Annotated in this window: 12 protein-coding genes; 7 read left to right on the forward strand and 5 right to left on the reverse strand. The window is 61.5% G+C overall.

The genetic code is table 11. From position 1 onward, the window contains the following. Window positions 1–84: 84 nt before the first annotated feature. Entirely contained in the window at window positions 85–1,155 is a 1,071-nt protein-coding gene (locus QA637_RS07885) for a GGDEF domain-containing protein (RefSeq protein ID WP_283064667.1), read from the forward strand. Between the two features lie 38 nt (window positions 1,156–1,193). Here QA637_RS07885 and QA637_RS07890 read toward each other — a convergent pair whose 3' ends face one another. Both QA637_RS07890 and QA637_RS07895 read right to left on the reverse strand, forming a co-directional pair. Beyond that, entirely contained in the window at window positions 1,194–1,802 is a 609-nt protein-coding gene (locus QA637_RS07890; RefSeq protein ID WP_283064669.1) for a pyridoxamine 5'-phosphate oxidase family protein, read from the reverse strand. Window positions 1,803–1,869: 67 nt separating this feature from the next. Further along, window positions 1,870–2,787 carry an alpha/beta fold hydrolase gene (locus QA637_RS07895; RefSeq protein ID WP_283064670.1) on the reverse strand — a complete coding sequence of 306 codons (918 nt, stop codon included), beginning with the start codon at window positions 2,785–2,787 and terminating at the stop codon, window positions 1,870–1,872. Between the two features lie 47 nt (window positions 2,788–2,834). Between QA637_RS07895 and QA637_RS07900 the strand changes: the two genes are divergently transcribed. Continuing rightward, window positions 2,835–3,314, forward strand: coding sequence for a MarR family winged helix-turn-helix transcriptional regulator (locus QA637_RS07900; protein WP_167528311.1), 480 nt, complete (start codon window positions 2,835–2,837; stop codon window positions 3,312–3,314). Window positions 3,315–3,429: 115 nt separating this feature from the next. Here the strand turns inward: QA637_RS07900 and QA637_RS07905 are convergent, their stop codons facing one another. Continuing rightward, entirely contained in the window at window positions 3,430–3,804 is a 375-nt protein-coding gene (locus tag QA637_RS07905) for a gamma-butyrobetaine hydroxylase family protein (protein WP_153440851.1), read from the reverse strand. A 288-nt stretch (window positions 3,805–4,092) separates the two neighbouring features. Here QA637_RS07905 and moaA point away from each other — a divergent pair, with 288 nt between their 5' ends. Beyond that, window positions 4,093–5,142: a GTP 3',8-cyclase MoaA gene (gene moaA, locus QA637_RS07910; RefSeq protein WP_153440850.1), complete on the forward strand. Its 1,050-nt coding sequence runs from the start codon at window positions 4,093–4,095 to the stop codon at window positions 5,140–5,142. A gap of 75 nt (window positions 5,143–5,217) precedes the next feature. On the opposite strand, the gene QA637_RS07915 is transcribed toward moaA, so the two are convergent. Beyond that, window positions 5,218–7,767, reverse strand: coding sequence for a methyl-accepting chemotaxis protein (locus QA637_RS07915; protein WP_153440849.1), 2,550 nt, complete (start codon window positions 7,765–7,767; stop codon window positions 5,218–5,220). A 401-nt stretch (window positions 7,768–8,168) separates the two neighbouring features. Between QA637_RS07915 and QA637_RS07920 the strand changes: the two genes are divergently transcribed. From QA637_RS07920 to mobB, 3 genes are read left to right on the forward strand one after another with little or no spacing between them, the layout of a single operon-like run. Beyond that, on the forward strand, window positions 8,169–9,077 hold the full coding sequence (locus QA637_RS07920) for a DMT family transporter (protein ID WP_153440848.1): 909 nt from the start codon (window positions 8,169–8,171) through the stop codon (window positions 9,075–9,077). Window positions 9,078–9,089: 12 nt separating this feature from the next. Further along, window positions 9,090–9,749: a molybdenum cofactor guanylyltransferase MobA gene (mobA, locus tag QA637_RS07925; RefSeq protein ID WP_153440847.1), complete on the forward strand. Its 660-nt coding sequence runs from the start codon at window positions 9,090–9,092 to the stop codon at window positions 9,747–9,749. Next, the gene (gene mobB / locus QA637_RS07930; protein WP_153440846.1) at window positions 9,746–10,258 is read left to right on the forward strand and encodes a molybdopterin-guanine dinucleotide biosynthesis protein B; all 513 of its coding nucleotides are present in this window, start codon (window positions 9,746–9,748) and stop codon (window positions 10,256–10,258) included. The genes mobA and mobB overlap by 4 nt, the downstream gene beginning before the upstream one ends. A 103-nt stretch (window positions 10,259–10,361) precedes the next feature. Here mobB and QA637_RS07935 read toward each other — a convergent pair whose 3' ends face one another. Then, complete coding sequence (locus QA637_RS07935) at window positions 10,362–12,653, reverse strand: OmpA family protein (RefSeq protein WP_184108759.1); 2,292 nt, start codon at window positions 12,651–12,653, stop codon at window positions 10,362–10,364. 398 nt (window positions 12,654–13,051) lie between these two features. Between QA637_RS07935 and QA637_RS07940 the strand changes: the two genes are divergently transcribed. After that, the gene (locus QA637_RS07940) at window positions 13,052–13,834 is read left to right on the forward strand and encodes an ABC transporter substrate-binding protein (RefSeq protein ID WP_153441015.1); all 783 of its coding nucleotides are present in this window, start codon (window positions 13,052–13,054) and stop codon (window positions 13,832–13,834) included. The last annotated feature ends 197 nt before the right edge of the window (window positions 13,835–14,031 follow it).

Here is a 14,031-nt window from a genome sequence, read left to right on the forward strand (position 1 = left end):
TCAAGCAATCATTAAGACTTCACAAATCATTTCTCCCTAAAAATCACCAGACTTTAGCAATGAATAAATAAAGGAGGTTTGCATATGCAAACGGCAACCTCGAATAAGGCGCCCGCGCCGGATATCGCCGCGCAGATCACCCACGCCATGCGGATGATGGGAGTGGCGCCAATACCGCGCAACTACGAACTTTATTACGAAGCCTACCTCGGCTCGAACCAGCAATTGTCCAAGGAGCTTGCGGCGCTTGGCAGCCGGGCGACACAGGAAGAGCTCGACGCGATCGGCGCACAATATTTCAGCCACATTCACCATCCGCATGGCATCGAGCGGGCACACAACACGCTTGCTGCCAAACTGAGCGAGCTCGTCAACCTCTTGAAAGACGAGCAATACGCCCTCGAGAACTACAACAAGGTTCTCGACGAAGCCTATCTCAACATGACCAGCAAGAGCGCTGCGAGCGCGGACATTCTGCGCCACGCCATCGGGATCCTGACGGAAGCGACGGTGGACACCATGAACCAAGGCAAGGAGCGCGTTCAGACCGTCGTCCAGAAATCCGCTGAAATGGAGATCATTCGACAGGAACTCGACGAATACAAGCGCATCGCCAACACCGATTCATTGACGCGCCTCGCCAACCGGCGAGCTTTCGACGACGCCCTGGCCAGCGTGTACAACAGCGAACATCTGCGCAACTTCACAGGCCTGCTCGTCGCCGATATCGATCATTTCAAGAAGGTCAACGACACGTTCGGTCATCCGGTCGGCGACAAGATCCTTGCGACCGTCGCCAGTGTCATCCGCGCCAACTTGCGCCGGGATGCTTTTGTGGCGCGCACGGGCGGCGAGGAATTCGCCGTCATTCTCCACGGCATCACCCAGGAAGAATGCCTGCAGACGGCTGACCGGATCCGCACCGTCCTTGCCGGCACGCCCTTCAAGAACTCCAAGACGGGCGTCAATTACGGCCCGATCACCCTCTCCGTCGGCGTCTGCATGGCGACCGAGGCGGAAGATCCGGTCGATCTCTATAACAAGGCCGATGTTGCCCTCTATTCCGCCAAGAATGCCGGGCGAAACCGGACAGTCCTCTTCGAGGAGGGAATGCGCAAGGATTCCGGCCGCAACTGGTTGATCTATCGCCGGTAGCCCACCCCGGTATCCGCCGCCAGAAGGATCGGCCGCGCCTACCACATCGTTTTGGCGGCGCGCCCCGGCCATTCCCGGTCGTATGTCTCATTGTCGAAATCCGCCTTTGCGGCTTTCAGCAGCGTGCCAGGTGTCGGCAACGACGCCGGATCGACAAAGCGATCCGAATTCCAAAGCTGAGAACGGATGAGCGCCCGCGCGCATTGGAAATAAACCTCTCCGATCGTGATCACGATAACGCTGCGCGGATGCTTGCCGTCGACCTCGAAGGAGCCGGTGAGTTCCGGATCGACGCTGACGACCGCCGTTCCGTTGATGCGCATTGCCGTATTCGACGCGGGAACGAGGAACATCAGCGCCACCCGCGGATCGCGGACAATGTTGAGAAGCGAATCGACGCGATTGTTCCCGCGCCAGTCGGGCATCAGCACGGTCTTGTCGTCTGCGACGCGGACGACGCTCTGATCGTCGCCACGCGGAGAGCAATCGAGCCCCTCGGGCCCGACCGTCGCAAGCGCGGCAAAGGGCGAGGCCTCGATCATATGCCGATACTCCGTCGTCAGCGCCTTCGTCACTTTGACGACCGAGGCCTCGCTCGTCTCGCCGTAAAGTGCCTTCAGTTCCTCGACCGTACGGATGACTGTCATTCGATCCTCTGTGACGCCTGCCCTTGCATGCGCTTTCAACGGATAGCATGACGTCTTGATGACAGTATCAGGCGATTCTTCTCAAGTGAGTAGTTTTCTCGGCTTCGCCGAGGAAGGCCTTGATCCGGTCGATGACCGGTTCGGCGGAAACGATGCGGCGATGGCCGAAACCGTTCGCCCAGGACAACTCGACGTTCGGTCCGGCCGCGCCGTAACGACGGGCGTGGCCGGCGGAAACCTCCTTGTCGTCCTCTGCATGGATAACGAGCACCGGCTTCCTGAGCATCCCCAGTATACGGGCCGCGTCAAAGTCTTCGACCCGACGGCCGGAAAGGCGTTTTACCATGCCTTCGAAGGCGGTCTGGGTTGCCGGCGCGAGCGCCATCATCTTGCCGAAACCCTTGAAGAGCCAGGTCATTTCGCTCGGCGCGCCGATCAGGACCAGTTTTCCCGTCACCCGCGCCGGCACGTCGCAGACGACGGCGCCTGCCGCACACGCAAGGGCCGCGCCACCGAAGGAATGGCCGATCCCGACGTCGAATCCATCGAAATGGCGCCAGGCCGCATCGATTGCCCTCACCGCCTGCGGCATCGTCAGCGACCGTCCCGGCGAAGCGCCGTGCCCCGGCCAATCGAGCGCAACGACTTCCGCACCGGCGGCAAGCAGGCCATCGATCAAGGTCGCGAGATAGGCGCTGCGCGATCCCCAGCCGTGGGCGAGCAGGATACGGGGGCCCTCGGCACTCTGGCGCCGCGCGAAATGATGCGCGACAAACCAGCCACCGGCGAACGACAGCGTGACTTTTCGCGAGCGTTCCATGGTCGGCGCGGCCGCCTTCAGCAAGGCTGCTTCCTTGGCGCTGTTCGGCTTGCGGCTCGGTGTGAGACAGAAGATCCTGAAGGCGAGCCTGCCGGCGGCCTCGGCGGAGACGGCGGCTACGGCCTTCAGCGCGAGACGGACGACCTTGACCGCAAGGGATGCCATAGTGAAACTCTCTTGAAATGTTCAACTATGAACATCATTGTACAACGATGAACAAAAAGCAAGTGACAACAAAACATCATCACTTTCCCTGGGATCATCCGCGTTTTCGAAGCTGGATCGCGGTGGCTCGCGCCTGCCAATTGATGCAGCAGACTTTGACACGGGAGCTCGCCGATCTCGACATCAAGCCGCCGCATCTCGATATCCTGATCAATCTCTATCGCTTCGACGGCATCACACAGCAGGAACTCGCCCGCAAATTGCTCGTCGGACGCTCCAACATGAGCATGCTGTTGCCGCAACTCGAGAAGCGCGGCCTGATAGAGCGACGCGGAGACGAGCGCGACAAGCGCGTCCTGCGGCTCTCGTTGACGCCGGCCGGCCGCACGCTCAGCGAGGAGGCAATGGAGATCCAGACGGCGCTAATCGAGAGGTCGTTGACGGGCTCGCCGATAGAGGACTGCATGACGGTTGCGCAGTCGATGGAGCGGATCATCGCCATCCTGCTGAAGGAAGACAGCGATTGAGAACGCGGCCATGCAGCGCCACGCTTCCAATCAGACGTTCAACGGACGCTGTAGCCCTTTGAATTTGTGCCTGTTTGGTCCTGAAGCCGGGCCGACTTAGGGAAACACCCTACGGTCAGCGCGGCTTTTCCGACTTGTCGCGCGACATGCCCTTTTCGGCTAGTTCCTGCTCATAGCCAGCGAAGAGTTCCGCGCCCTTTTCTCCCAGTTCGCGCAGGTAGGTCCAGGTGAAGATGCCAGTGTCATGAAAATCATCGAAGCCGATGCGCACGGCGTAGTTGCCGGTCGGCTGCATCGAAATGATCTGGACATTGCGCTTGCCGGGCACGGTCACCCGCTGGCCCGGCCCGTGCCCCTGCACCTCGGCCGAAGGTGAAAGCACGCGCAGCAGTTCGGCGGACAGGTCGTAGGAGGCGCCATCGTCGAAAGTGACGGTGAGGCGGTGACGGTCTTTCGAAACACGCAACTCAGTCGGCCAGAATTCACTCATGATACTCACTCCGCATTCATCCCCCGAGCACTACCCCAGTTCATGCCGAAGGCCTATTAAATTCGTCGGCCAGAGCAGATGTTCGCCTCTGAATGATTAGGAAGACAGGCTGAAAAAGCCGAAACATTTTCAAATTTTAAAGCCCTGTTCGGAGGTAAATGCACGTTATCGATCGGATTCAGCCCGCTTGAACTCCGATCGACCGCGGCCTTCACCGAAATTTGCGACAGTATGCGCCTTGACGCGGGGGTTTTTGCCCACGACATTGAAAGCACCGGGAGAAAAGCCTTGAATAATGCAGCGATAGACAGAACCGGCGCACAGCCGCTCGACAGTTCCGCAACGCCCATGATCGACCCTTTCGGTCGGACGATCACCTATCTGCGCGTGTCAGTCACCGACCGCTGTGATTTCCGCTGCACCTACTGCATGGCGGAGCACATGACCTTCCTGCCGAAGAAGGACCTGTTGACGCTCGAGGAGTTGCACCGGCTCTGTTCCGCCTTCATCGCCAAGGGCGTGCGCAAACTCAGGCTCACCGGCGGCGAGCCGTTGGTGCGCAAGAACATCATGTTCCTCGTTCGCGAACTCGGCAGGGAGATCGAGGCTGGTCGCCTGGACGAGCTGACGCTGACGACCAACGGCTCGCAGCTTTCGAAATTCGCGGCCGAACTTGCCGACTGTGGCGTGCGTCGGATCAACGTTTCTCTCGATACCCGCGATCACGATAAATTCCGCCACATCACCCGATGGGGCGAGCTCTCGAAGGTCCTCGAGGGCATCGACGCGGCTCAGGCCGCCGGCCTCAAGGTGAAGATCAATACGGTCGCGCTCAAGGGCTTCAATGACGCCGAGATCCCCGAATTAATGCGTTGGGCGCACGGGCGCGGTATGGAACTGACGCTGATCGAGACGATGCCGATGGGTGAAGTGGACGAAGACCGGACCGACCACTACCTGCCGCTTTCCGAGATGCGTGAGCGTCTGGAAACCCAGTTCACGCTCAAGGATATTCCCTACCGCACCGGCGGCCCTGCACGCTATGTCGAGGTGGCGGAGACCGGCGGACGCCTCGGACTGATCACGCCGATGACCCACAATTTCTGCGAAAGCTGCAATCGCGTGCGTCTCACGTGCACCGGCACGCTCTATATGTGCCTCGGCCAGAACGATGCGGCTGATCTGCGCACGGCGCTGCGCTCGACGGACGACGATGCCTATCTCTCCCGCGTTATCGACGAGGCGATCTCCCACAAGCCGAAGGGCCACGACTTCATCATCGATCGCGAACACAACCGCCCGGCCGTCGCACGCCACATGAGCGTAACCGGCGGCTGACGTTTCCCCGGACCCAGAAAAACCGGAAGGCTCCGCAGTCGTCGACGACCGCGGGGCCTTCTGCTTTCAAATAGGTCAGGCGGCGTAAGTCGAGCCGTAACGAAGCTGACCGTGATCGCTCAGCCCACCAGTGCCAGTCTTGAAGCGCTCGATCTTCTCGTTGAGGACTTCCACCTGCCGGCGCAGGCCGTGGATCTCCGCCGTGTTCTCCTCGACCATCGCAGCGTTCTGTTGCGTGATCAGCTCGACCTCGTGAACGGCTGAATTGACCTCGCTGAGACCGGTATACTGTTCCGCTGCGGAAGCCTCGATATTGCTGACGAGCTGGTGAATGGTGGCGATATGGCCGTTGATGACGGTCAGCGCTTCCCCGGTCTCCTGCACCAGCGCCACGCCGCTGCGCACCTGGGCTGAGCTTGCCGAGATCAGGCCCTTGATCTCGCGGGCTGCCCCCGCGCAACGCTGCGCCAGCTCGCGCACCTCCTGGGCGACGACCGCGAAGCCACGGCCCGCCTCGCCGGCGCGCGCCGCCTCGACACCCGCGTTCAGCGCCAGAAGGTTGGTCTGGAAGGCGATCTCGTCGATCACGCCGATGATGGTGCCGATCTTCTCGGACGAGCGATTGATTTCGGCCATGGCATCGATCGCCTTGGCGACAACCTGGCCGGAATGCTGCGCATAGTTGTTCGTCTCATCGACAGATACCGTGGTGCGCCGTGCGCTCTCTGCGGTCGAACGCACGAGTTCGGTGAGTTGACGGAGCGCGCGCGAGCTCTCTTCAAGCGCTGCCGCCTGTTGCTCGGTCCGGCGTGCAAGATCGTCGGCCGAGGCCGAGAGATTGCTCGTCCCGCCGGAGATCTCTTCCGCGACGAGACGGACATCCGTGAGCGTCGCACGCAGCGCCTCGACGGCGTTGTTGTAGGTGCGGGCCATGATGACATAGTCGGCCGGCAGGTCTTCCGCCATGCCTTCCTCGAGATTGCCGGCAGCAAGCTCGGCAAGAACATCGGATAGAGCGTTGAGCGCCTGCATCTGCTCGGCTTCGATGCGCGCGCGTTCCTGCGAGCGCCGGGCCTCTTCCTCGGCAGACAATGTCCGCGCCGCCTCGGCCTCGCGTTCCAGCCGCACGTTTTCGAGTGCGTTGTCGCGGAAGACGGCGACGGAGCGCACCATGTCGCCGATTTCGTCACCGCGGTTGCGGCCTTCGATCGCTACTTCGAGGTCGCCGTTGGCAAGCCGTGTCATGGTTTCGGTGACGCGTTTCAGCGGGCCGCGCAGCGTCTCGACAAGCATCAGGCCGCCGATGATCGCCAGCAGCGTTCCGGCGACCATCGCGATGATTGATACCGTCGCCGAGCGCTGGCTGTCCTGCTTTCCGGCTTCCTGCGCGCTGCTGACGAAGCCTTCGAGCGTACGGCTCGCATCGGCGACCAGCGTTGCGGCTTCGCTCTTGGCGGCCTGCCAGCGGCCGCCGACGTCAATCAGCGCGGCGGTGCCCTTGTCTATGTTGTCGAGCGAGGGGCCGAGCTTCACCGGCAGGTCGCGGAGTGCCGCGTTCTTGCCGCCAAGCTCGGAGAGCTTCCCGGCTGCTTCGCGTACGGCGCTAATATCTGCAATCACGAGGTCGCGGCTCTCCGCATCGAGCGAGCGGTGCAGTTCGCTGATATGGAAGCGGGTGTTGTCGAGGCCTTTGAAAGTATCGCTCATCAAAGAGATCAGCGTCTTCAGCGTCGAGATTTCGCCGTCCATGCCGACGAAGCGCTTGGCGGCGGTGTCCGAATTCTTGACCGCCTCCTTGGCAAAATCAGCCTCATATTTCGAGAGCTTGCTGAGGATCGGCACGAGTGCGTTCTTTTTCGCCTCGTTGTCCTCGGCGCCTGCGAGGATCGCCTGGATCTTCAGCGCCTGTTCCTTGAGTTCGCCGATGGGCTTCTGGACCTTTTCCGAAGCGATCTTCTCGGCTTCCCCGATCTGCTTCAGCAGATGCGGCAGCAGCTTGTTCGCCTGATCGATCTTGGCGTCAGGATTGACCGCCATGGTTACCGGCAAGCGGAATTTCTTGATGCGTTCGGCGACACCCTGGTAGGCGGCAGCATCGAACAGCAGCGCCTTGGCGAAGGCTTCCTTTTCACCCGATTCACTCCGGATGATATCGATCTGCTTGTAGGCGCTGTTGCCTTTCTCGGTCATGTCGGCAAGCGCCGCTTCCAGCGACGTCGTTACCGCGTCCTGCTCGACCTTGACCGCCCAAAGTTTGTCGGTCTGGCTGCGCATCTGGCCACCGAGGGCAACCACCGACGCGATCTGAGCCTTGTCCGCGTCACGCGCGAGCAACGCTTCAAGAGTTCTGACGCCCTCTTCCTGCTCGCCGACCTCTTTCGCAAGGATATCGCGCGTTTCCTCGCTCGGTTTGTCCGCGAAGGCCTGCAAGGCACTGCGCAAAGCCTGGAAATCCGAGAGATTGTTGATTGTCTCGCGGGTGACGGTCATGTGCCCATTGAGCGTACGAGCGGTGAAAAAGCCGACGAGTCCGATCCCGGCGATCAGGGCCACGAGCGGAACCACGAAAAGGAGGACTTTTGTGACGATACGCAGGCGCTGCAGAAGGCGATCGATCAAAGACATTGCGGACCCCAGGTTCTTATTATGAGGAACATGCCCGCACGGTGGCTTCTCTTTACGGAAGTGGCAATGAAATGCCCTCGGAAGCACCTCCCAGGCTCCGGCGGACATTTCGCGGATCGACGGCGCTGCAAATTCGATGACCGTCATCCACCGATCGCTTCATGCGATTGCACTGCGGAATCGTGGCAACGATAGGCAGCGAAACTTAAGATTCAGCGAATAACGCTGCGAGGCCGCGGTTGCGCCCATCGAATCTAAAGGGAAAACAATCTTGCACAAACGATGCTTGAGTTTGCGCGCAATGGCAGTCAATGCTTGGACAAGGGGCGCACCATCCAAGGAAATGGATTCGCCACCTCCCGCCAAACATTGGCCTCGGCCGGGGCCATCAGGAAAGACGAATGCATTCTTCTGCCAATTTCCGCGGCATCGTTTTCATGTGCCTTGCGATGATCAGCTTTGCCTGCAACGACGCGCTCGTAAAATCCGTGACGGGCGTCATGAACACCGGGCAGATCATGTTCGTCCGCGGCTTACTCACCACGTTGATGGTGCTGGTGTTCGCTCTCCATTTTCGCGCATTCCGCCCCATCCGAACGATCCTGCGTCCAGCGATCCTCCTGCGCATCATCATGGAGGCGCTGGCTTCGATCACCTATATTTCCGCGCTCGGGCAGATACCGCTCGCGAATGCTTCGGCGATCATGCAGGCGCTGCCGCTGGCCGTCACGCTCGGCGCCGCGCTTTTCCTGCGCGAACCTGTCGGCTGGCGGCGCTGGGCAGCGATCTCCATCGGCTTTCTCGGCGTGCTGATCGTGCTCCGACCCGGACCGGAAGGCTTCACACCGGCCGCCTTGACCGTCGTCGCCTGTGTTTTCTGCACGGCAACACGCGACCTTTGCACCCGCCGCATCGGCAGCGACGTGCCCTCGCTCTTCATTACGGTCACCACCGCCATGGTGACGACGCTGGTCGGCGCTTTGCTGATCGTGCCTTTCGGAGGCTGGCAGCCGATGTCGACCACCTCGCTCAGCCATATTGCCGGCGCGAGCGTACTCCTGATGCTCGGCTACCAGACGATCGTGCTGGCAATGCGCGATGGCGACATCTCGGTCATCGCGCCGTTCCGCTACACGAGCCTGCTCTGGTCGATCGCAATCGGCATATTCTTCTTCCTGGAAACGCCGGATCTCTGGATGCTCACGGGGGTTGCGGTCATCGTCGGCTCGGGCCTCTATACCTTCTATCGCGAGAGCCTGCGCGGCAGGAAGGCGGTCGCCCAGCGCTCCCTTGCAGGCCCCCTCGAATAGAGGAACGCGCCGATGGCCACGAATGCGCCGGAAACACCGACACGCCCACCCGCCGTCATCCTTGCCGGCGGACGATCGATGCGCATGGGGCGCCCGAAGGCCGGCCTCGTACTCGATGGCAGGCCGATCCTCGACCATATCGTCGAGCGGCTCGCCCCGCAGGTGGGAAGCATCGCGCTCAACCTCAATGCCGATCCCGGCATCACCCTGCCCCCGGGCCTTGCTGTGCTGGCCGATACGGTGCCCGGCTACTTCGGCCCCCTCGCCGGCATCCTCACCGCCATGCGCCACGCTGCAGAGGTCGCACCGCATGCGCCTCATGTCCTGACGGTGGCGACCGACACGCCATTTTTTCCAGACGACCTCGTTGGCCGGCTGTCCTCGATACCCGATCTGGAAGGGACGATCGCCGTCGCCTGGTCCGACGGGGAGATGCATCCGCTATTCGCGCTCTGGCCGGTCGCGATAGCCGATGATCTGGAAGCCTGGATCCGCACCGACGCCAAGTTGCGCGTGCGCGCTTTCATTGCGCGCCACCCTTCGGCAGCGGTAGACTTCCCGATGATCGCGACGAAGGCGGGTCCACTCGACCCCTTCTTCAATATCAACACGCCGGATGAGCTTCAGCAGGCCGAATCTTGGCTGCAACGCCTCAAGGATCCCAAACCATGAACCAAGCCAGGATATTCGGCATTGCCGGCTGGAAGAACTCGGGCAAGACCGGCCTTATGGTCCGCCTTGTCAGCGAAATGACACGGCGCGGCTATGTCGTGTCGACGATCAAGCACGCCCACCACGACTTCGACATCGACAAGGTCGGCGCCGACAGCTACCGCCACCGGGAGGCCGGCGCGCAAGAGGTGACGATCGTCTCCTCGACGCGCTTCGCAATCATGCACGAACTGCGCGGCGCGCCGGAACCGTCCTTCGAGGAAATCCTGGCGCGGCTCGCTCCCTGCGATCTCGTCCTCATCGAAGGCTACAAGCGCGAGCCGATCCCGAAGATCGAAGCGCGGCGGACGGACTCGGCCAACCGTGAGCCGCTGGCGCCGACCGACCCGCACATTGTTGCCATCGCCGCGGATCATCCCGTGACCGATACTGATCTTTCAGTCTTCGACCTCGACGATACGGCCGCAATCGCCGATTTCGTGGAAAAGGTTACGGGGCTCCGCGGCTGATTCTCTGGCGCGCTTTCCGTTGACGCTGCAGACGCTTCCGACGCAGCACATAAGAACGGGGCCGGTCTCCCGGCCCCGTATTCATCAAGCAACGCTACCGCGATTACCGCTGCGCGACCGGCCGCACGAGCGGCGTCACGCGGCGAATGGTCACGCGCCGGTTCTCCTGCTCTGCCTCCGGTGTGCGCACCTTGAGGAAGCGCTCGCCATACCCTTGCGTCACGAGGTTTTCGGCCGGGATCCCATAGGCTTCGGTGAGGAGCACGGCTACCGACTCGGCACGCTGGTCGGAAAGGACCAGGTTGTCGCGGTCGGAACCGACGGCGTCCGTGTGGCCCTCGATGAAGAAGGTTTCGCCGGGATCCTTCTCAAGGATCTTCGACATCGCGTCCGCGACGCCACGGAGCGTCTTGGCCTGCGTCATCGACACTTCGGCACTGCCCGTCTCGAAGTGGATCGTATCGAGATCGATGCGGCGAACCTTGTCACGCAGTCGGGCGGAGTTGCGCACCTCATCGATCGTGTAGACGCGCTCGACTTGCTCGACCGGTGGCTCGGACAGGAACTCGTAGTAATCCCGGTCCGGATCATCGGCCACGTCGACTATATAATCCTCTACCGGTATCGTCAGACGCATCGGCGGCAGGTCGTAACCGACGTCGACGATAGCCGGACGGTTATCATCTTCTTCGTACTCGGGCGCGTAGACCATCAGATATTCGTTGCCGTCGCTGTCAATACGCGAGCGCTGCACGATATCGCCGTAGCGGTTGTAGATCGTGACGATCCGATAACCACCGGGGCGAACGATCGTCTCGCGAACGCGATCGCGCGGCAGTTGGTCGTAGAACGTTTCCTCCGAGTCGCGCCGCAGCCGCGGCCGGTCGTCGCCTCGGACGAATATGCGATCGCCGACGCCGAGGATCACGCGGTCCTCAACTTCGTCGACCACCTGCACCTCGGTGACTTCGTTCGTGTTGTTGTTGATCGTCGTGTTGTTGACCGTCGTGTTGTTGATCACCGTGTTGTTGACGATGTTGGTCGTCTGAGGCACCGCGAAGGCCGGTGCTTCGTCGATGCGCTGCCCCTCTTCCTTCAGATTGGCCTCGACCCTTTGCGGAAATTGCTTCCGGACCTCGCTCGACATTGCCGCCTGTGCGGTGGCATCGTCCGTCGGAGGCGCTACGCTTTCTTCCTTGGCGCGCAATTCCTCACGCTGCTTGCGCCGCGCTTCGCGCGCACGGTTGCCGCCGACATTGTCGGCATCCTTGTCGCTGTCGAGAATGGCCGCACCGTTTTCGACCGGAAGCACGACGGTGTCGTCCGTTGCCGCCGGGTCCTTGGCGATCTTGACCTTCTCTTCCTCAGTGCGCTTATCGACCACTTCAGGTGCGGGCCGGGCCTGCTGCTGTTCGCCTGTGCCCTGCCTTGCCGTTGCCGGTGCCTCGGCGCCTGGAACAGGCTGCCTGCCCTCACCGGCCTGGTCGGCTGGCTGTTCGGTCTGGCGCTGTTCCTCAGCCTGCTGCTGACGCTTCTTGCGCGGAACCTGCTGCTCTTCGGCCTGCTTCGGAGCGCCCTCCTCAGTGGCGGGTTGCTGTTCCTCAGCCTGCTGCTGGCGCTCCTTGCGCGGAGCCTGCTGCTCCTCGGCCTGCTTCGGAGCGCCCTCCTCGGCGGCGGGTTGCTGTTCCTCAGCCTGCTGCTGGCGCTTCTTGCGCGGAGCCTGCTGCTCCTCGGCCTGCTTCGGAGCGCCCTCCTCGGCGGCGGGCTGTTGTTCCTCAGCCTGTTGCTGGCGCTTCTTGCGCGGAGTCTGCTGCTCCTCGGCCTGCTTCGGAGCGGCCTCCTCAGCGGCGGGTTGCTGCTCTTCAGCCTGCTGCTGGCGCTTCTTGCGCTTCGGAGCCGGCTGTTCTTCAGCCTGCTTCGGAGCGGCCTCCTCAGCGGCGGGCTGCTGTTCTTCAACCTGCTGCTGGCGCTTCTTACGCTTCGGCGTCGGTTGCTCCTCGGCCTGCCGCGGAGCGGCCTCCTCGGCGGCGGGCTGCTGTTCTTCAGCTTGCTGCTGACGCTTCTTGCGCCTTGGAGCCGGCTGTTCCTCGGCCTGTCGTGGCGCGCTCTCCTCGGCGGCGGGCTGCTGCTCTTCAGCCTGCTGCTGGCGCTTCTTGCGTCTCGGAGCTTGCTCCTCTTCGGCTTGCGGTTGCTGTTCTTCGGCCTGCCCCTGTTCGGCGGCTTGCTTTCTGCGCTTCTTCAGCAGCAGCAATTCCTCGGGCGACGGCTGCTCCGCGCCTTCCTGAGCAACTTCGAACGGCGCCGTCAGGCTCTCGGCAAGCGCGGGCTGGACGGCAAAAGTTGCCGCGAATACCGGCAAGGCCACCGTTGCGAAAAGTCTGGATCGAATCGACATTGTCTTCCTTCCTCTTGTCGGGAGGCCTGGCTCGCTGCGCATCCTGTCCGATCGAACGGTCACGCCTGCAAGCCTGCTCCTACAGGGCCATGATCCGCGATTGCGACTTTTTGGGTTCGGTCACATCCGTAATCGCAACGCTGCAGTCGCGGATCGGTTCCGCTTCAAGGGCTATCGGAGGCGACATTAACCTTACGTGAACAGGCCGTTCATCTTTCCGTCGCGCCATGAAGAGGACGAGAGGCGCGTGAGCCCGCTTTCACGTTGGGCGATCGCGCTTTCCAGTTGATTTTTACAAGAGAAGTACGAATATCCCGCCAACCGTGGCGTACGCCCCGGCCCTATTTGGCATCCGCGAACAAGAAAAAACCGGATGTCAGCCAACAGAGAGGATGATCATGCGTATTTCCAGACGGCTGGCAGCCGCCGCATCGGCTGCCCTTTTCGCGCTCATGGCAAGCACGGCCATGGCAGACGGCGAAAAGATCGTCTTCGGCACCGAAGGCGCCTACCCGCCCTTCAACAATCTCGAGGCCGATGGCACGCTGACGGGCTTCGATGTCGACATCGCGAAGGCGCTTTGCGAACAGATGAAGGCAGAGTGCACCTTTGTGACGCAGGAGTGGGACGGCGCCATTCCGGCACTGATCGCCAAGAAGTTCGACGCGTTCATCGCTTCCATGTCGATCACCGAGGAGCGTAAGCAGAAGGTCGACTTCACCAACAAGTACTACAACACGCCGCCGGCGATCGTCGTTCCAAAGGACTCGCCGATTACCGAGGCGACCGAAGCGGCGCTCGACGGCAAGATGCTTGGCGCGCAGAGCTCCACAACGCATTCCAACTATGCCGAAGCGCATATGAAGGGCGCTGAACTGAAGCTCTATCCGACCGCGGATGAATACAAGCTCGACCTCGCCAACGGCCGCATTGACGCAGCCATCGATGACGTCGTAGTGCTTTCGGAATGGCTGAAGACCGAGGACGGCGCTTGCTGCAAGCTGCTCGGCACCCTGCCGATCGACCCGGTCATCAACGGTGAAGGCGCCGGCATCGCCGTTCGCAAGGGCGACGACGCGCTGCGCGAAAAGCTCAACAAGGCAATCGACGCCATCCGCGCAAACGGCAAGTACAAGGAAATCAACGAAAAGTACTTCCCGTTCGACGTCTACGGCAGCTAAGCGACGCCACTACAGCGCCGTGCGTCTTTTCAGACGCACAAAAGGTCGCGGTAGCCCTTTGAATGGCTGCATGTTTTACCCTTAAGACGGTTCCGACTTAAGGAAACATGCAATAGGCGCGGTTTTCGCGCCGATCATGCCGGGGAAATCTCGGTTGATGAAAAAAATGCAACGGCGGATGGCTTGCCCTTCCGCCG

The sequence above is a fragment of the Sinorhizobium terangae genome, from assembly GCF_029714365.1.
GTDB lineage: Bacteria > Pseudomonadota > Alphaproteobacteria > Rhizobiales > Rhizobiaceae > Sinorhizobium > Sinorhizobium terangae.